Here is a 17,914-nt window from a genome sequence, read left to right on the forward strand (position 1 = left end):
GTGACAATGCCCGTTTGACGTCACAATGCGGGCTTATTGTCCGGTGTTTTCGCCGATTAGTGATGGGGTGGGATGGAAAGACAAAACTGATGGTTGTTAATGAGTATGTTGTACGATTTTGATTTGGTTGAAAGACCGGCCGAGGGGGATGTTCCGGCTCAGGTCTGTGCGCGGTTCAGAGATGTGAAGACCTCCGACGCGTTGCGAGGGGCTTCCCCGGGAATCCGCATGATGTTCCTAGACGCGGGGTTTGATCTCGACTCCCATGTCAGTGGCATCGTACCGGACAAGTTTCCAACCGAAGACCTGCCCGACCGAACCCGGATATTGCGCACTCTGTTCGACAACATCAAAACTCGCGGATTGCGGGGGGAATACTGCGGTGAGTTCGATTTGCGGCAATTCCTCGGCCACATTCGCCGCGCCGAGGCAGTTGATGGGCTTGTCCGGGTTATACCCATTCAGCGCCCTCCGGCACCGCAGCCTGACATGCCCAAACGCAGGACGGCAAAGGGGCGGATTGGTATTGGTCTTGGAGTTGCGGTGATTCTGTTCGCGGTGTTTAAGTATCTCGCAGAAACGGGTGCAGCGCCTTAGTCGGCCAGAGTAACCCCAGCGGCCTGCATGGCTTGTTGCGCCGCAGCCCACGAGCCATTCATGTCAATCGCACGGCAGGCGCTTTGCACAACGGTGACGTCGAAGCCCAGCTTCGCGGCATCAACGGCTGAATAGTGCACACAGAAATCGGTCGCGAGCCCCACGAGGGTCAATTGCGAAATGCCGCGTGTGTCCAGGTACCCTTTCAACCCCGTCGGCGTCGCCTGATCATTCTCGAAAAACGCCGAATAGCTGTCTATGGCGCTGCGGAACCCTTTGCGGATGATCAGGTCTCCATCCGTGCGCAAATCCGGGTGAAAACCCGCGCCATCAGTGCCCTGCACGCAATGGTCGGGCCACAGAACCTGCGGGCCATAGGGCATCTCAGTCATTTCAAAGGGGGCCCTGCCCGGATGCGAACTGGCGAATGAAGAATGCCCCGCCGGGTGCCAGTCCTGCGTCAGGATGACGGCGTCGAACCTGTCCATCATGGCGTTGATCGGGGCAACGATCTCGTCCCCTCCGGCCACGGCCAGCGCGCCGCCGGGGCAGAAATCGTTCTGGACGTCGATGACAAGCAGGGCATGAGTCATGGCAATCTCTCCTTTGGTCTATCGGTACGGCGCAGTGCAGGACGCGTCAATCCGATCCCTTGCGACTCTGCGCTGTCAGGTTTAGACCGCGCGCATGTACACGATCGCTGCCCTCTACCACTTCACCCGTTTCGCTGATCACGCCGCCCTGCGCGCGCCGCTCCTGGACCTGTGCCGCGCGCATTCGGTCAAAGGCACCCTGTTGCTGGCGCAAGAGGGGATCAACGGTACGATTGCTGGCCCGCGTTCCGGGATCGACGCCGTTCTGACGCATATAAAGGCCCTACCGGGCTGTTCCGATCTGGAGTGGAAAGAGGCCACTGCCGACCATCCGCCTTTTGGCAAGATGAAGGTGCGTCTGAAGAAAGAGATCGTGACCATGGGCCAGCCGGATGTCGATCCGCGTGCCCGCGTTGGCAATTATGTTGAACCCGAGGAATGGAACGATCTGATCCGCTCGGACGATGTGGTCGTGATCGACACGCGCAACGACTATGAGGTGGCGATTGGCACGTTTGAGGGCGCAATAGACCCTGAAACTGCCAGCTTCCGCGAATTTCCCGACTGGTGGGAGCAGAACAAGGACCGATTCCACAATAAGCGTGTCGCGATGTTCTGCACTGGTGGTATCCGCTGCGAGAAATCCACCAATTTTCTGCTGGGGCAGGGGGTCGAGGATGTCTATCACCTTAAAGGTGGCATCCTACGCTATCTCGAAGAAATGCCCGCTGGGGACAGCACCTGGCAGGGCGAGTGTTTCGTCTTCGACAATCGTGTGTCGGTTGGCCACGGTCTGGTCGAGGGGCCGCATAACTTGTGCCACGGTTGCCGCCGCCCGATCCTGCCCGAAGATGTGAAGCGCCCGGAATATGAACATGGCGTGTCTTGCCATCTTTGCGTGGATGAGACGTCGGAGGCCGACAAGATGCGGTTCCGCGAGCGGCAGAAACAGATCCTCCTGGCCCGCGCGCGTGGCGATGAACATCTGGGCAGCGTCTGAATTCCGCTTGCAGGTCGGCGGGGAATCCCGATGATTGTTGCCGGATTGCTGTGATGGAGTTTCAATGACCCGCAAACCGACAACTCTGGCGGAATGGAAATCGACCTTTCTAGCCGCTGCTGGGTTGGTGCTGGCCAGTTTCCTGGCATGGTTCGGCCTGTCGCAGTTGAGTGAGACCACCGCTGGGGACACGATCGGCACCATTGCCTCGGTCGCGTTGCTGATCTGGTTGGTGTCGCAGTCGTGGTACTACATGACCCAGGTGAAATCGCCGCGCAGGTTGTTGTTCCTGATGGGTGTTTCTTTCATTCAGGTCGTGCCGTTCCTGTTTGCTGCCGTCTATGGGGCCTTTGGCTACAACGACAATTGCGTTCTCGGGGCGGAAGGCCCTGCCGATATCCTGTATTTCTCATATGTCACCTTCACGACGGTTGGGTATGGCGACATGAGCCCCACAGGCCTTTGCCGCGGCTTGGCCGTGTCCGAGGCCGTAACAGGCTATATTCTCTTGGGCATGTTCGTTGCGGCAGCCGTGTCGCTCTATTCGCGAAACCACGCGCATTAAATCGTTTTGCGTTTTACCTAAGGCATAGCCATCGAAATGCGCATTCGACCGCCGGGAGAGGCAGCGCATTGCGATTCAAATCAACCGCAAAACGATCTTGGCTCTATTTATTCTGGTCGATCCAACGCGACATCAACTGCTTGTCGCGAAAGCACTCGGACGGGATCGGGCGACGTTTGCTGCGCGATATCCGTTCAGCAAAGGCGACCTGTTTGCCGGTCGGGTAGTTGGCAAAGGGCGATGGATCCTCGGGCTTGTGGGCTGATATCCAAGCCGACATGGACTTGCGGTCCCGCTGCGCCTCAACCGGGATTTCCAGTGCGGTCTGCTCGGCGATGGCGCGGGCATAGCGCATCTGCCGGTCAGTCACGGGCAGCAGGTGGTAGTCGTTCGAAGGGCCGTTCAGGGCCTGATTTCGGGCGTGATAAGACATCGGAATGTTCCTCTGACTATGTGGAACATAAATAGAACATTAACTGTTTTTTTCAAGGGCACGGCGATTCACATCAGCGGGAGTTTGCCGTGATTCAGTTTCATTGACTGACCAATCAACAAAAGATACACGCTTGGGAAATTGCTTCGGAAAAGGAACCCGGCATGAAATTTCAGCCCAAGGCGAGCCATTTCATCAATGGCGCATATGTCGAAGACACCAACGGCGCGCCGATTGATGTGATCTACCCCGCAACGGGTGAGGTCATTGCCCGGCTGTATTCAGCCACGCCCGAGATCGTTGATCAGGCTCTGAACAGTGCAAAGGCGGCGCAAGCGGAATGGGCGGCCATGTCGGGCACCGAAAGAGGCCGCGTTCTGCGCCGCGCCGCAGACATCATGCGCGACCGCAATCACGACCTCTCGGTTCTGGAAACACATGACACCGGCAAACCCCTGCAAGAGACGCTGGTGGCCGACGCGACCTCGGGCGCGGATGCGCTGGAGTATTTCGGAGGGCTGGCCGCATCCCTGACCGGTGAACACATCCCTCTAGGCGGTGGCGATTTCGTCTACACCATCCGCGAGGCGCTGGGCGTTTGCGTCGGGATCGGCGCGTGGAACTACCCCACCCAGATCGCCTGCTGGAAGGGCGCGCCGGCGTTGGCCTGCGGCAATACGATGGTGTTCAAACCGTCCGAGACGACCCCGCTCTCCGCGTTGAAAGTCGCTGAGATCCTGATCGAAGCAGGAGCACCCAAGGGCATCTACAACGTGATTCAGGGCTATGGCGATGTAGGCGCATCGCTGGTGACCGATGCGCGCGTTGCCAAAGTGTCGTTGACCGGCTCGGTGCCGACGGGCCGCAAGGTCTATGCCGCGGCCGCCGATGGCATGAAGCACGTGACAATGGAGCTGGGCGGCAAATCCCCCATGATCGTGTTTGATGACGCCGATATCGAGAACGCGGTCTCGGGCGCGATTCTGGGCAATTTCTATTCCTCGGGTCAGGTTTGTTCCAACGGCACCCGCGTATTCGTCCAGAAAGGGATCAAAGAGGCGTTTCTGACCCGCTTGGCCGAACGTCTGGCAACCGCCAAGATTGGCGATCCGCTGGATGAAGAGGTCAACTTTGGCCCCATGGTCAGCGAAAATCAGATGAACATCGCGCTGGGCTATGTGGAAAAAGGCAAGGCCGAAGGCGCGCGTCTGGTTTATGGAGGAGAACGGATCGAGGGCGAGGGGTTCTACATGCAACCCACTGTGTTCGCCGATGTCACCGACGAAATGACCATCGCCCGCGAAGAGATCTTTGGCCCGGTCATGTCCGTTCTGGATTTCGACACCGAAGAAGACGTCTTGGCCCGCGCCAATGACACTGAATTCGGTCTCGCGGCTGGGGTGTTCACCAACGACCTGACCCGCGCCCATCGCATCGTCGCCGGGTTCGAGGCCGGGACATGCTATATCAACACCTACAACCTCGCCCCGGTTGAGGCGCCGTTCGGCGGCTCCAAGATGTCGGGTGTCGGGCGCGAGAACTCGAAGCTCGCCATCAACCACTTCAGCGAGATGAAAACCGTCTACGTCTCGATGAATGACGTCGAGGCGCCGTACTAATCAACCGTCTTGTTGGCGCTCTGTCCTTCGCACTACTTGAGGGGCAGAGCGCTTTTCTTTTGTGACCGTTACACGATCATAAGAGCATACGAAGCCCCGTCAGAGTGTTGAGCGTGGTATTTGTTCAGTACAGCGCGAAGGTAGACCACGCTAGTAGAACGGGTAGCGGTTTGGATCAGGCCCTAAACGGCTGGTATCATTGGTTGGGATCTGCTTCTTCATCGAAAGCGATTTCTGGATCGGGGAGAAGAGCGAACAGGTCGGCAATACGCGCTCGGGTCTCCTCGCTATCGGTCAGAAGGCTATTGGCATCGGCTAATGGCGCCTCAAGAAGGCGACGAGGCGGTAAGGCAAGCTTGTCCGAAATCTCGGCCAGGTCCGCGAACCGCCCTTTAGGTTCAATGTTTTCGGACAATCCAGCCAACCAGAAATACCGGTTCGCAACCTCGGTTTCGCCGAGGTTTCGGTACAGGTCCGCCGTTGCTACCAGATCGCCGGTTGCCGCCAGTGCCTGCGCGCGCAGGGTATCGGCAGCCTTTGATGCATCTTCGGACAGTTCGAGCATCGCTTTGTGCGGTTTTTCGTCCAACAGTGCCGCGCGCGCGCGCAAACGGGCGCGCTGGGATCGGTCCGTCGTGTCATGCGTCCGATTTGCAAAGGCAGAGCTTTGAGCCGCAAATCCCAAAGCGCCCAAACGGTCTGACACTGCAATAGCGGCTTGCGTGGTCAAAGCCGTCGAGTCGCTCTCGGACATGGACAGCACCTGTTTCAGAAAGGTTACATCGTTTGATCGTTCTTCCAGCAGATGTATGTGGCGGTTTAGGACATCCGCCCGATCAACACCCTCGGGCAGGCCTTGGATCAGATCGTAGGCTGCATCGAATTCAGTGTTCAAACTCAACGCGACAATATGTGCGTGCTGCATCATTGATCCGGTTTCAGATCCACGGAACTCCAACGCGTAAGCTGCGGCAAGGGTAACGTCCCGCGGGGATACGGCCCCTCGCTCTGCCCAACGTTTTTCGACCAATCGCGCCAAGGCCAGAGGGGCGTCAGTTGCGGTTTCTGGCGCAGAAATGACCTCTTCCAAGATGGCGTCGGCCATCTCAGCGTCACCCTCGGCCTGAGCGATCTGAGCTTTGGCAACGCTGGGCTGTTCCTCCGTTTCAACGCGATCAACGGAACGCATCACCCGCCGCGCCGCCTCCAACTTATCGGCTTCGACCAGAATCGATGACAGTCTTGGGCCCAAACTGCGGCGCAAATGTCTGGGAAGGCTGGAGAAAGACTGCTCTATCGCGTCCAGATCGGCATCTGGACTCAAAGTCTGCTCGCTGAGCAGTGACCAGAAAGCTGCATCACTACTGCAACGCTGAAGACCCCGAAAAGGGTTTTCTTCTGAAGACTCACGGTGATCCACAAACCCGGCTATGGCTTGAACCCAGCTTTTCTCTTCGGAGTGGTCTTTAACCAGAGCAAGCGTGGAGACAGCTTCTGCCCCGAACCCGAAAAAAGTGTAGAGTTTCGCCAGCTTGAAGGCCTGGTCGGTGTCCACGCGATCGAATTCCTGAAACAGGCCAGAACGCAGGTCAGCGATCTGTTCGTCAAATGGGCGAGCGTCGGTCCATGTGTCGAACCCTAACCGAGCGCTGCTGATACAGGCAGGACGTTTTTCTATTTGGGGGATATCGGGGCCAAGAAGACCTTCCAACTCGTCCACAATCGTTGAGACGTTCATGTTCGCTGCAAAATTCGGCAGCATGTCCGTGTCGTTCGGAGGTGTGGACGTGCGAGGTCCAATAGCAGCTAGGTCCAAGTCGAGAACCTCTCGGTCCGCACCTTGCAGTAGCCTGGCTGAGAGTTGATCTTTGAATCCCTGTTGGTTCAGCGTCAAAAGCGGCAAAGCCAAGGGTTCAGGCGGGTCTTCTACTTCCAACGGCGGCAGGGACGGTGGCAGAGGGATATTGGCCGTCAAAGGCGGAGGCAAAGTACCCTGCGAAATGTCCACAACGATCATTGACTGTTGAAACAGAAAGGCCGTAGCCACGCAGTCGCAGCCAAATTCCAAATCAAGTGCGGCACCTGGTTCCGATTGTGATAGGGCTGACAAGCGATTTGATGTCAGTCGCCCGAACACGCCTTCTGTTTGAAACAGGACGTCGTCGATTAAAACGGTCAGCCGCGCCCCGTTTTTTCGGCGCGCAAGAACCCATCCGGTGCCCAGCGGAACCTTTATGACGAGGCGGGTATGGCTGTCATGTTCTCCTGACCGGACAACCAGCGTTTCAGCAGTGGCCGATGTTGCCACTGCGATCAGGATCGACGTGAAGAGAGCTAGGCCTTTCATGCCGCCGCCTGTTTGAGTTCCTTGAGAGCATCCTCAAGTTCCGAGAAACCGGGCCGGTTGTGGGTTGGTGTGTTCTGGCGGCCGACTTCGATGCACATGGCGGCATTGTGGTTGTGCAGGTTGGCGACCAAAACCTCTTTGATCAACTGGTAGAAGTGATTGTCTTCTTCCACGACGGTTTTCAGTTTGCCTGCAAAGGGACCCACTAGGCCATAAGCCAGAAATACCCCCAGGAATGTCCCGACCAGAGCTCCCCCGATCAGCTTGCCCAGAACCTCAGGCGGCTGGTCGATTGACCCCATCGTTTTGATCACGCCCAGAACGGCGGCGACAATCCCGAGGGCGGGCAAGCCGTCGGCGACGGTTTGCAGCGCATGGCTGGAATGCATAGCGTGATGAAAATTGGCCTCCATCCGCTTATCCAGAACTTCTTCGACCTGATGGGGGTCATCATAGTTCAGCGCAGCCGAGCGCATCGTGTCGCAGATCAGGTCCACGGCTTCCTTGTCGGACTGGATTTTCGGGTAGACGGAAAACAGACTCGAGTTCACGGGGTCTTCAATGTGCTGTTCAACCTCGACCGGGTTTGCGCGTGCGATGCGGATCAAAGAGAATAGAAGGCACAGAAGGTCACGGTAGTCTTCGGGTTTCCATTTTGCCCCCTTGAAGACCTTGCCCATGTCTTTGATCGTATGTTTGATCCCGCCCATATCGTTGCTGATCAAAAAGGCACCAACAGCGGCGCCGCCGATCATCATCATCTCAAACGGCAGGGATTTCATGATAATCGTCATCTTGCCGCCCGCAGCCAGATAGCCGCCGAACACCATCACAAAGATGACAACAATTCCAACAATTCCAATCATTTGCGATCTCCGACAAGTATCCAAATAGCCTTGATAAGCATGCGATTACTCCTGTGGCGCATTGGCATTTCGACCTGCCATGACGACACTGATCGTATAGGCGGCTTCAGGGCTTAGACCGGCCAGCACGCCCGCTGCGGCATCGGCGGGCATGCGGGATAGGAAACCGGCCGCAAAGCTGGGATCCATCGTCTCGAACAAGGCGGCGGCATCTTTGGCTTTCATGTTTTGGTAGACGTCCGTCAGCCGGGTCAGATCCGTTTCAGCGGCCTTGTTCGCCAGTGCCAGTGTTTCCCGCAGGTCTTCCTCAGCCTGTTGTAGTGTGGCCAAGCGCGTTTCGATGGCCTCGTGGGCGATTTCAAGCGCCTTTTCCTTTTCTTCCAAGGCGTCTTCCCGCTGTTTCAGACGTTTTTCGCGGCGCAGAAGTTCGGTCAATAGAACCTGCAGATCCGGCGAGGGTTTTGACATCGGCGGCTCTTCGGCCTTTGTCGGCTCGACGGTTTTGGCCAATGCGGGCCCGGCTTCCAGCCCAAGGCGAATCGCGGCGGAACCGATCATCAGCAGAGCAATCACCGCCAACACGCCGCCACGGGGTCGCGCCCTGCCTTTTCGCGTGCCAGAGCGTTTCATTCCGCAGCCTCCGCAATCTGCTGTTTGTGCCGGAAGAACATCAAACCTTCCGGTGCTTTGGCTGGTTGCTCGGACCCATTCTCCTCGGAGGACGTGTCGTCTGCATCCGAATCCTGAGTGTCAGATGCCTCCTCTGGCTCGGCTGCACCCTCAGCCTCTTCATCCGGCTCTGATGATACTTCCGGCGCGGGCGGTTCAGGCGCGGCCTTTTCTTCGGGGATGACGTCATGCATTGAGGCCATCATCAGTTCGAGTCGCTGCGCAACCGATTGCGCGCGTTCCGTCAGCTCTTTCAGCTCATTCCCGGACTGGTCCGAGGCAGCCCGCGCGCTGTCCAGCGACTTTTTCAACTCTTCCGCCTGGGTGGACAGCACCGCGACGGCCCCGCCCACACCTTGCTCCAGATCCGTAAACCGTTTCAGGCGGCGTGACAGAACAAAGCAATACAGACCGGCGCCCAGCGCGCCCGCGACCAGCAAAATATCTGCAATAAGCTCCAATTTCGCCTCCTAATTCAGAACAAATTCCATCACCAGAACGTCGCGCACACGACCTTCTCCGACGACGATTTCAATGCGCCGCAGCAGATGCCCCCGGATACGTACCAGCGCTAATGAGTCCTCGAGATCCGAAACCTCCAGCGCGCGAAGATATCCGTTCAGCACATCCATGATTCGCGGTTGCATTTTTTCCACATCACTGATGTAGGCCGAGTTAACTTCGAGCTGCGCGTGGAATTTCAGATGCCGTGACTCACCCGCGTTCACCGACAGAATCACGGGCGGGAGATCGACGAATCCCACATCCGGCAGGGCCTTGGCCGGTTTGTCTTTTTCAGCATCCATCGATTCCGCCTTTTCGGGTTTTGCCCCAAAGGGCAACAGCCCGGACGTGGTCGCATAGTAGCCGCCGCCCGCCCCGACGAGCGCCAGAATCACCCCGACGATCAGACCCATTTTCCCTGATTTCTTAGGGGCTTCTGCCTCTTCTGCTGTAGCGTCAGTCATGACGTCCTCATTCATTCGGTCTGAAGCTGTCATAACCCGGCAGGGACTAACCGATTGTTAAGGGCGATCGTTCAAACAAGGGATGCGCCGGGCAGAATGTCGGCGAGTCGGAGGTGAGCGTGCAGCAGATCGGAACTGTCTGGGCAAGTTTGGACAGGCGAAAGCAAATCATAGTCGTCGGCGCGGTTGCGTTGGTGTTTCTGGGGGTTCTCGGGATGTCCCGTCTTGTGACGGCACCCTCTATGACCCTTCTTTATGCAGGGCTGGAAAGCGGGGCCGCAGGCGATATCGTGCGTGCGCTCGATCAGCGCGGCGTCACGTATGAGATCAGGGGCGGCTCGATTTACGTGCCCGGCTCGCAGCGGGATGAGCTGCGCATGACCCTGGCCAGCGAAGGCCTGCCTGCCAATGGCAATCGCGGATATGAGCTGCTCGATTCGCTGAGCGGGTTTGGCACCACATCGCAGATGTTCGATGCCGCCTATTGGCGCGCAAAAGAAGGTGAACTGGCGCGCACCATCGTCGGCGGCCCACATGTCAGTCAGGCGCGGGTGCATATCGCGAATGGCTCGGCCAACCCGTTTCAGCGTAGCGTTGCGCCCACGGCTTCGGTTTATCTGGTTCCATCGGGCGCGCAGATAACTGGCGATCAGGCCAAGGCGATTCGCTTTCTGGTCGCCTCGGCGGTCAGCGGGCTTGCGCCGGAAAACGTGACGGTAGTGGATTCAAGCGGCGCCGTGATTGGCGGTCAGGACACGGCAGTTGCGGCTGACACGGCAGATGACAAATCCCGTCAGCTGCGCGAACGCGTGCTGCGCCTTGTCGAGGCGCGTGTGGGTACTGGTAACGCAGTGGTTGAGGTCAGCGTCGACACGGTAACCAAGACCGAATCCATCCGTGAACGCCGATTTGATCCCAAAGGCCGTGTCGCGATCAGCACGGATGTCGAGGAACGCTCGGACAGTGCGCGCAATCAGTCCGGCGATGTGACGGTTGCCTCCAACCTGCCGGATGGTGACGGCGCGGGCGGGGACGAATCGAACTCAAACGCGACGCAAACCCGCGAGCGCGTGAACTATGAGGTCTCGGAAACGGAGCTTGAGGTTCACAACATACCCGGAGCCATCAAGCGCCTGACAGTCGCAGTGTTGGTCAATGGCCTCCGGTCGGTAGATGAAAACGGGGCGGAAAGCTTTGAGCCCCTGCCTCAGACCGAGCTTGACGCGCTTGAGGAGCTGGTGGCTTCAGCCGTTGGCTTCGATGCAGCTCGGGGCGATGTGATCACGTTGAAATCGCTTGATCTGCCGGTGGTAGAGCCGCAGGGAACGCTTGTTTCGTCCTCCCTGTGGCAGAATATTCATCTGGACGCGATGTCTTTGATCCAGATGGCTGTGCTTGCGGCGGTTTCGCTGGTTCTGGCCTTGTTCGTCATTCGCCCGGTCCTGATGAAACCGGCGGCAGCCCCAGCTTTGTTGCCTGCAGGTGGTGGTGAAACTCAAGATACCCAGGTTTTGGTCGGTGAGATCGCGCCAGATGAGTCGGCCGAGTTCACGGCTCTGCCAGGGCAGGCGCAGTCGGCTGGCGTGCCCGCGCTTGGGTCGGACAGCAACGCAGATCCTGTGGATCGGTTGCGGGCGATGATCGGTGGCAAACAGGAAGAAACGGTCGAAATCCTGCGCAGTTGGCTTGAAGAAGGTGAGGAGCGGGTCTGATGTCGATTGCTCACCTTCTTGAGGATTTCACCGCGCAGGTCGAAGGCGGCAAGCTGCACCTTCTGGATGAAGACGCGCTGGAGGAACAGCGCCTGGCCGCCTTCGAAAAAGGCTACGGGGCCGGATGGGAAGACGCTGTTCAAGCGCAGGAGCAGAACCGGGGCCGGGTCTCGGCAGAACTGGCCAAGGCGTTGGAAGACATGTCCTTTACCTATCACGAAGCGCTGACACGTATGACCCTGTCGCTGGAGCCGATGTTCCAAAGCCTGGTGAACTTGGTGCTGCCGGATTGTATCGACCGCAGCTTTGCTCACCGCCTGTCGGAACAGCTGCAAGACATGGCACGAACCCAGATCGACCAACCCATCCAGATACTTGTGCCAGGAGGGCGCGCAGCCGAGGTCGAAGATTTGCTGTCATCGGATATGCCACAGCCCCCGCGCGTGATTGAGGATTCCTCGCTGCAACCCGGACAAGCGCGGCTGCAGGTCGGTATCTCGCGACGCGAGGTGGATTGCGTGGATCTGCTGTCCTCGGTTCAGCAGGCATTTGACTCCTACATGTTTGAGGCGAAAGAGGCTTTGACCCATGACTGATACCCAATCCCAGAAAACCAATCCCTTTGATGCTGTCCCGATCGAAGTCACCGTTTCCGTCGGCCGCGCCCGCCCGTTGATCCGGGACTTGCTGAATATGGGCGAAAACGCGGTGCTGACACTGGACAAACGGATCGAAGACCCCGTGGATCTATATGTCGGCGACCAACTGGTTGCCCGTGGCATTCTGGAAGAGGTGGAGGGCGATCAGGCCGGTCAACTGGCCGTACGTCTGACCGAAATCGCGGATTTGCAGAACGGGATCGGCTGATGCGCCTGTGGCTTTGGCTGATTGTGGCGGTGGTGGCAATGCTGCCCTCGCTGGCTGCGGCGCAAGACGTGACCCTGTCGCTTGGGGAGGGCGGGTCCATCTCGGCCCGGACGATCCAGTTGATCTTGCTGATCACCGTTCTCAGCCTTGCGCCCGGGTTGGCGATCATGATCACCTGTTTTCCGTTTCTGATCACGGTTCTCGCGATCCTGCGACAGGGCATCGGGTTGCAGCAATCTCCGCCAAACATGCTGATCGTCAGCCTTGCGTTGTTCCTGACCTATTTCATCATGGAGCCGGTTTTCACCGAAGCCTGGACTATTGGTATTGAGCCTTTGATCCATGAAACGCTTGAGGTTGAAACGGCTCTGGAACGCGCCCTGAACCCGTTCCGAGAGTTCATGGCCGCGCGACTGGATGTTGAGACGTTTCAATCCATGGCCGCTCTGCGCCCCGGAGGCGAGGGGACGGTCCTGTCCCCGGATGCTCCGCTTTCGGTTCTGATGCCGTCTTTCATGCTGTCCGAAATCGCGCGTGCGTTTCAGATCGGGTTCCTGATTTTCCTGCCTTTTCTGATCATTGACCTGGTTGTGGCCGCCGTTTTGATGTCGATGGGCATGATGATGGTACCGCCTGCAATCGTCTCGCTGCCGTTCAAGCTGGCGTTTTTCGTGATCGCGGATGGATGGGCTTTGATCGCCAGCGCGTTGGTCCGAAGTTATATGCCTTAGAGGATCAAGGCTGGGCGTAGAGCGGGGTGCAAGCTTAGTTTTAGTGAGAGCTTTGGAAAGCGGCGCATCAACTTCGGCGCGTGTTAGGTCACAAGGTAAAATGACTTTCTTGTGGATATAGAAACGAAGACGCCTCCGACGTACAGAGCGCGGAGGCGTTTAAGCACACAAAAAGGCGGTGCTACCCGGTTCTGTTGAGGTCTTTGATCAGTTGGTTCAAGTTGCCTTTACGCGCATCCAGCATCGCCCCGATTTCGGTTCGCTCGGTCAGCAGCAAATTCACACCCTCAATGAACATGTTGTAGAACTTGTCGCGACCGGATTTGTCAGAAACCAGGAAGGTTACGTCAAAGGGCGACGATCCCCGCAGCTTGACCGAGGTGCGCACTTCATAACCGGCTTTGATTCTACGCGCATTTCGCACATCCACCTGGCCGCCAATGAATTCGCGGAACCGGCGTCCGTATTTGCGCGAGATATAGCCTTGGAACGCCTTGGTGAATTGTCTCAACTGCGCCGGAGAGGCAGAACGGGCGTCCGCCCCAAGCGCATACCGAGCCATAATCGGAACGTCAGCGTATTGCACGAAAATCTTTTCGAAATCGCGCAGCATGGCTTTTTCCGACTTGCCCGAGGCGATCACGCGGTTGATATCCGCGACAACACTGTTGACCAGCTGTTTGGCGCCCGCCTCGGTCAGGGCCAGAGCGGGCAAGGGCAGGGCAACAATAGCTGCTCCGGCCACAGAGGTTTTCAGGAAATGTCTTCGGTTTAAAGCGTTACTCAGCATAAGGGTCCTCGTAGGGGTCGAGAAGGGGATCACTAACAGGGTCGGTTCCGGCGTCGGCATATGGATCGTTGTAGAGATCCAAGAAGGCGTCCTCGTCGTCGCGTGCCAATTCGAAGCGGCGGTTTTGCAGGTAGATCAGTCGGGCCTGCGCATAGCTGTCGGCACTTTCGTAGAGAATCGAGTCCACTGTATCAGAAAAACGACCCCGATCCCCCATCCGACGTACGACCTCGGCATAAACCCCCAGATTGTCTGCAGGGCGTACCGGAGTGAAGTTGATCGGGTTCGAGAACAGGTTGATAACGACACCTACAGCGTCACGAGTGGTCGATGGGCCATAGAACGGCAGTTCAACATAGGCGCCTTCACCAACACCCCAGACGTGCAAGGTTTCGCCGAAATCCGTATCGACGGGCGGCAGGTTCAACTCATCCGCCGGGGCCGACAGGCCAAAGCCACCGACGGTCATGTTGATCACGAACCGCAGCAACGCGTTGCCCATCTGTTTGGGGTTACCTTGCAGTAGGTAGTCCACCGCCTGACCGGGCAGAGAGATGTTTTCCGCAAAGGTACTGAAGCTGGTCACCATCGGGTCGGGGACGATCTTCACATAGCCTTTCGAGGCCGGGCGAAACAGAAACCGGTCGACGCCAAGGTTGAACTTGTGAATGCCCCTGTTGGCGTTCTCATAGGGGTCGAATATCTCACCCCGGGCAGCCTGTTCCGGGGGTTGCGTCGCACAGGCCGACAACACAGCCATAAGTGACAGAACAACAAGATGTTTGAAGCCAAATTTGCTCAACACGGTCTTAGCTACTCCAATACGGCCCGGCACGACGCTTGGGCGATCAATCAATACCTGCGTGTCCAACCGACACAAGTTGTTGTCACATAGAGGTTTCAGAGCTTGAATGAAACACATAGCGTTAAACCCGGTAAATCAACGAAGGTAAAGTGACACGACTTCAACAGTTCGAAATAGGACAGGATATGCCCACTGAGCGGGACGGCCAGAAAAATCGGATTCCGGCTTTCCCAGCCGCATCATCCCGGTTAGCGTCCGCCCGAGTCGATTTTGGGTGAGGACAATCACATGAGCATCTCGGAAAAACTGCAAAGCCTGGGCGTATCGCTGCCAGACGCACCGGCCCCGGCCGCAAACTATGTGCCTTTCGTGCGCGTGGGCAATATCGTCTATGTCTCGGGTCAGATTTCCAAAGCGGACGACCTGATCACCGGTAAACTGGGCGATGACATGGATGTCGACGCTGGTGCAGCGGCGGCAAAGGTCTGTGCGATCAACTTGCTGGCTCAGGTCAAAGCGGCCTGTGACGGGGATATCGAGAAACTGGTGCGGGTGATCAAGCTGACCGGTTTTGTGAACTCGACTGCTGATTTCACCGCGCAGCCGCAGGTGATCAACGGTGCTTCTGATTTCCTGGTTGAGGCGCTGGGCGAGGCGGGTCGTCATTCCCGATCGGCGGTTAGCGCTGCATCACTGCCGCTGGGTGTTGCTGTCGAAATCGAAGGTATTTTCGAAGTCCAATGACACCTGCTCTGCCGCCCGTGTTCCTTGAGGCCCCGATCTCGCACCGGGCGCTGCATGACAAAACAAATAACCGCCCGGAAAACAGCCGGGCGGCCATTCGTGCCGCGATCGATGCCGGTTACGGGATCGAGATTGACCTGCAGCGGACCTCGGACAACCGTGCGATGGTGTTTCATGACTACGACATGGCGCGTCTGACCGGGCAGTCTGGACCGATCCAGCAGGTCTCGGCCGCGCGGGCGCAGGCCACGCAGCTGCTGCATGCCGAGGATGGCATTCCCACCCTCGACGCTGTGCTTGAGATGGTCGCGGGCAAAGTCCCGCTGCTGATTGAGCTCAAGGATCAGGACGGAGCCATGGGCACCAATGTCGGCCCGCTTGAGGCGGACGCTGTGCGGGCGCTAGAAGGCTACGACGGTCCAGTGGCGTTGATGTCATTCAACCCCAACAGCGTGGCCGAGCTGGGCCGGTTGGCCCCGCATCTGCCTCGTGGGATCGTGACTTGTTCCTACAAGCCCAAGGTCGAACTGTTGCCGCAATCGGTGTGCGATCACCTGCGCAATATTCCCGATTTCGACCGGGTTGGGGCCAGTTTCATCAGTCATGAGGTTCATGATCTGGACCGTCCGCGCGTGGCCGAGTTGAAAGCGCGCGGTGTGCCGATCCTGTGCTGGACGGTAAAGTCGCCTGAACAAGAGGCAGAGGCCCGCGCCGTTGCCGACAATGTGACCTTTGAGGGGTATCTGGCCAAGCATCCGGGTTGAACCTGCCGCACCTCGTCACAGATAAAGACCAGACGCGGAGGGCACATGGATCAGGCGCAGATCGAAATTCAGGTACTTGGATCACTCTCGCAAATCTCTGCGACCGAGTGGGATGCCTGCGCCTGCCCTGAGGCGGCGGATGGCGGGCGTCCGCTGGATCCCTTTACCACGCACCGGTTTTTGCTGGCCCTGGAAAATAGCGGATCGGTTGGGCGGGGCACCGGGTGGCAGCCTCAATACCTGACGGCCTATCTGGATGGGATGCTGATCGCGGCGGCCCCGATGTATGCTAAGTCGCACAGTCAGGGTGAGTATATCTTCGACCACAGCTGGGCCCATGCGTACGAAAACGCGGGCGGGCGGTACTATCCCAAACTACAGATCGCGGCCCCTTTTACGCCCGCCACCGGGCGGCGTTTTCTGGTGCGTCCGGGATATGAAGGGATTGGGATGTCCGCGTTAGTACAGGGCGCTGTGCAACTGGCGGCAGACAATCAGGTCTCGTCGCTTCACGCGACCTTCTGCACCGAAGACGAGGCGCTGGCGGGTGAGCAGATGGGCCTGATGCTGCGCAGCTCGCAGCAGTTCCATTGGCTGAATGACGATTACGCTGATTTCGACGGCTTTCTGGCTGCGCTGTCCTCGCGCAAGCGCAAGAATATTCGCAAGGAGCGTGCTCAGGCCAACGCATTCGGTGGTGAGATCCGCACCCTGACCGGCGACGACCTGCGGCCCGAGCATTGGGATGCCTTCTGGCGGTTCTATCAGGACACCGGCGCACGCAAGTGGGGCTCACCTTACCTGACGCGCCAGTTCTTCGATATCGCGCAGGAGACGATGGCCGGTGATATGGCTTTGGTGCTGGCAGAACGCGATGGGTATCCCATTGCGGGGGCACTGAATTTCATCGGGCGCGAGACGCTCTATGGTCGCTACTGGGGCTGCGTGGAACATCATGCCTGCCTGCATTTCGAGCTATGCTATTATAGGGCCATCGACTTTGCCATCGCGCATGGCATGCAAAGGGTCGAAGCCGGAGCGCAAGGCGAACACAAGCTTGCACGTGGCTACCTGCCAACACGCACGCACAGCCTTCATTGGATTGCCGATCCGGGATTCGCCGATGCCGTCAAAAAATATCTGGACGCTGAAGGCCGCGCGGTGGGAGAAGAGATTGAGATTCTGACGGATTACGGTCCGTTCAGAAAATCGAACCCGGAGGAACAGCAATGACCGAGCTTTTGTCGACCGAGACCCGTGGCCCCCTTCTTGATCCGCTGTTCAACAATGGCTGGACGATGGTTGAGGGCCGGGACGCGATCACCAAGACTTTCATCTTTGACAATTTCGTCGCGGCTTTTGGATGGATGACCCAAGTGGCGATCTGGGCCGAGAAGTGGAACCACCACCCCGAATGGTCCAACGTCTACCGCACGGTTGAGGTTGTGCTGTCCACCCATGACGTCGGCGGGTTGTCTTCGCTGGATGCGAAACTGGCGCGCAAGATGGACGGACTGGTCTAGTCGCGATCCTGTCCGGACCCGATGCCGCCAGCCAAGGATGCCGTGATCGCCATCTGGCGGAACTCATCCGGCGTGACCGTGCCACTACTGACGTCGATATTGCCGGGAATGCGGGTCGTTTTGTTGCCGATAGACCGGACACTGCGCGCCGTTGGGTTGATGTCCAGACACCGCCTCTCATAGCAGGTCAGCCCGCTTGTGTTGATCCGAATGCGGGCCTGCCCGTCGGGACCGGTCACAACCGGGGCCTGCGGTACGTCACAAGCCGCCAATGCGGCCAGCGCGCCGATCCAGATCCATCTGTTCATCTCACCCTCCGGG

22 protein-coding genes are annotated in these 17,914 nt (G+C 58.1%); 12 read left to right on the top strand and 10 right to left on the bottom strand.

The genetic code is table 11. The features are described from left to right. Positions 1-228: 228 nt before the first annotated feature. Entirely contained in the window at positions 229-597 is a 369-nt protein-coding gene (locus ACXAH8_RS17005; protein ID WP_475219959.1) for a hypothetical protein, read from the top strand. On the opposite strand, the gene pncA is transcribed toward ACXAH8_RS17005, so the two are convergent. Then, positions 594-1,190 carry a bifunctional nicotinamidase/pyrazinamidase gene (pncA, locus tag ACXAH8_RS17010; protein ID WP_475219960.1) on the bottom strand — a complete coding sequence of 199 codons (597 nt, stop codon included), beginning with the start codon at positions 1,188-1,190 and terminating at the stop codon, positions 594-596. The genes ACXAH8_RS17005 and pncA overlap by 4 nt on opposite strands. 94 nt (positions 1,191-1,284) lie before the next feature. On the opposite strand from pncA, the gene trhO reads away from it, so the two are divergent. Both trhO and ACXAH8_RS17020 read left to right on the top strand, forming a co-directional pair. Then, a complete protein-coding gene (trhO, locus tag ACXAH8_RS17015; RefSeq protein WP_475219961.1) occupies positions 1,285-2,190 on the top strand; it encodes an oxygen-dependent tRNA uridine(34) hydroxylase TrhO in 906 nt (301 codons plus the stop codon). A gap of 64 nt (positions 2,191-2,254) precedes the next feature. Then, positions 2,255-2,755, top strand: a complete 501-nt coding sequence (locus ACXAH8_RS17020) for an ion channel (RefSeq protein WP_475219962.1) — start codon at positions 2,255-2,257, stop codon at positions 2,753-2,755. Positions 2,756-2,858: 103 nt separating this feature from the next. Here the strand turns inward: ACXAH8_RS17020 and ACXAH8_RS17025 are convergent, their stop codons facing one another. Further along, positions 2,859-3,188 carry a hypothetical protein gene (locus ACXAH8_RS17025; protein ID WP_170555375.1) on the bottom strand — a complete coding sequence of 110 codons (330 nt, stop codon included), beginning with the start codon at positions 3,186-3,188 and terminating at the stop codon, positions 2,859-2,861. Between the two features lie 164 nt (positions 3,189-3,352). Here ACXAH8_RS17025 and betB point away from each other — a divergent pair, with 164 nt between their 5' ends. Beyond that, positions 3,353-4,807, top strand: a complete 1,455-nt coding sequence (betB, locus tag ACXAH8_RS17030) for a betaine-aldehyde dehydrogenase (protein WP_475219963.1) — start codon at positions 3,353-3,355, stop codon at positions 4,805-4,807. A 196-nt stretch (positions 4,808-5,003) separates the two neighbouring features. Here betB and ACXAH8_RS17035 read toward each other — a convergent pair whose 3' ends face one another. From ACXAH8_RS17035 to ACXAH8_RS17055, 5 genes are read right to left on the bottom strand one after another with little or no spacing between them, the layout of a single operon-like run. Beyond that, complete coding sequence (locus ACXAH8_RS17035) at positions 5,004-7,154, bottom strand: hypothetical protein (protein ID WP_475219964.1); 2,151 nt, start codon at positions 7,152-7,154, stop codon at positions 5,004-5,006. Beyond that, positions 7,151-8,020: a flagellar motor stator protein MotA gene (gene motA / locus ACXAH8_RS17040; RefSeq protein ID WP_475219965.1), complete on the bottom strand. Its 870-nt coding sequence runs from the start codon at positions 8,018-8,020 to the stop codon at positions 7,151-7,153. Before motA ends, ACXAH8_RS17035 begins: the two co-directional genes overlap by 4 nt. A gap of 45 nt (positions 8,021-8,065) precedes the next feature. Then, on the bottom strand, positions 8,066-8,650 hold the full coding sequence (locus tag ACXAH8_RS17045; protein WP_475219966.1) for a MotE family protein: 585 nt from the start codon (positions 8,648-8,650) through the stop codon (positions 8,066-8,068). Continuing rightward, positions 8,647-9,150 carry a DUF6468 domain-containing protein gene (locus ACXAH8_RS17050; RefSeq protein ID WP_170640534.1) on the bottom strand — a complete coding sequence of 168 codons (504 nt, stop codon included), beginning with the start codon at positions 9,148-9,150 and terminating at the stop codon, positions 8,647-8,649. The genes ACXAH8_RS17045 and ACXAH8_RS17050 overlap by 4 nt, the downstream gene beginning before the upstream one ends. 9 nt (positions 9,151-9,159) lie before the next feature. Then, a complete protein-coding gene (locus tag ACXAH8_RS17055) occupies positions 9,160-9,657 on the bottom strand; it encodes a flagellar basal body-associated FliL family protein (protein WP_170473252.1) in 498 nt (165 codons plus the stop codon). Between the two features lie 119 nt (positions 9,658-9,776). On the opposite strand from ACXAH8_RS17055, the gene fliF reads away from it, so the two are divergent. The 4 genes from fliF to fliP are packed head-to-tail and all read left to right on the top strand — an operon-like array spanning position 9,777 to position 12,967. Continuing rightward, a complete protein-coding gene (gene fliF, locus ACXAH8_RS17060) occupies positions 9,777-11,369 on the top strand; it encodes a flagellar basal-body MS-ring/collar protein FliF (protein WP_475219967.1) in 1,593 nt (530 codons plus the stop codon). Then, entirely contained in the window at positions 11,369-11,965 is a 597-nt protein-coding gene (locus ACXAH8_RS17065; protein WP_475219968.1) for an ABC transporter ATP-binding protein, read from the top strand. Before fliF ends, ACXAH8_RS17065 begins: the two co-directional genes overlap by 1 nt. After that, positions 11,958-12,236, top strand: a complete 279-nt coding sequence (locus tag ACXAH8_RS17070; RefSeq protein ID WP_170555390.1) for a FliM/FliN family flagellar motor C-terminal domain-containing protein — start codon at positions 11,958-11,960, stop codon at positions 12,234-12,236. The genes ACXAH8_RS17065 and ACXAH8_RS17070 overlap by 8 nt, the downstream gene beginning before the upstream one ends. After that, positions 12,236-12,967, top strand: a complete 732-nt coding sequence (fliP, locus tag ACXAH8_RS17075) for a flagellar type III secretion system pore protein FliP (RefSeq protein WP_475219969.1) — start codon at positions 12,236-12,238, stop codon at positions 12,965-12,967. Before ACXAH8_RS17070 ends, fliP begins: the two co-directional genes overlap by 1 nt. 181 nt (positions 12,968-13,148) lie before the next feature. Here fliP and ACXAH8_RS17080 read toward each other — a convergent pair whose 3' ends face one another. Together ACXAH8_RS17080 and ACXAH8_RS17085 are read right to left on the bottom strand one after the other, a co-directional pair. Further along, a complete protein-coding gene (locus ACXAH8_RS17080) occupies positions 13,149-13,757 on the bottom strand; it encodes an ABC transporter substrate-binding protein (protein WP_170379430.1) in 609 nt (202 codons plus the stop codon). Continuing rightward, positions 13,747-14,517 carry an MlaA family lipoprotein gene (locus tag ACXAH8_RS17085; RefSeq protein ID WP_170473255.1) on the bottom strand — a complete coding sequence of 257 codons (771 nt, stop codon included), beginning with the start codon at positions 14,515-14,517 and terminating at the stop codon, positions 13,747-13,749. Before ACXAH8_RS17085 ends, ACXAH8_RS17080 begins: the two co-directional genes overlap by 11 nt. 333 nt (positions 14,518-14,850) lie before the next feature. On the opposite strand from ACXAH8_RS17085, the gene ACXAH8_RS17090 reads away from it, so the two are divergent. Genes ACXAH8_RS17090 through ACXAH8_RS17105 form a run of 4 tightly spaced genes read left to right on the top strand, consistent with a single transcriptional unit; the run spans position 14,851 to position 17,593 of the window. Next, positions 14,851-15,306: a RidA family protein gene (locus ACXAH8_RS17090; protein WP_170459597.1), complete on the top strand. Its 456-nt coding sequence runs from the start codon at positions 14,851-14,853 to the stop codon at positions 15,304-15,306. Next, the gene (locus ACXAH8_RS17095; RefSeq protein ID WP_475219970.1) at positions 15,303-16,070 is read left to right on the top strand and encodes a glycerophosphodiester phosphodiesterase family protein; all 768 of its coding nucleotides are present in this window, start codon (positions 15,303-15,305) and stop codon (positions 16,068-16,070) included. Before ACXAH8_RS17090 ends, ACXAH8_RS17095 begins: the two co-directional genes overlap by 4 nt. 45 nt (positions 16,071-16,115) lie before the next feature. Then, positions 16,116-17,303, top strand: coding sequence for a GNAT family N-acetyltransferase (locus ACXAH8_RS17100; RefSeq protein ID WP_475219971.1), 1,188 nt, complete (start codon positions 16,116-16,118; stop codon positions 17,301-17,303). Next, the gene (locus tag ACXAH8_RS17105; protein ID WP_170379422.1) at positions 17,300-17,593 is read left to right on the top strand and encodes a 4a-hydroxytetrahydrobiopterin dehydratase; all 294 of its coding nucleotides are present in this window, start codon (positions 17,300-17,302) and stop codon (positions 17,591-17,593) included. The genes ACXAH8_RS17100 and ACXAH8_RS17105 overlap by 4 nt, the downstream gene beginning before the upstream one ends. Here the strand turns inward: ACXAH8_RS17105 and ACXAH8_RS17110 are convergent. Beyond that, complete coding sequence (locus ACXAH8_RS17110) at positions 17,590-17,901, bottom strand: hypothetical protein (RefSeq protein ID WP_475219972.1); 312 nt, start codon at positions 17,899-17,901, stop codon at positions 17,590-17,592. The two genes, ACXAH8_RS17105 and ACXAH8_RS17110, sit on opposite strands and share 4 nt — an antisense overlap. Between the last annotated feature and the right edge of the window lie 13 nt (positions 17,902-17,914).

The organism is Ruegeria sp. ABV3_008, from assembly GCF_056161185.1.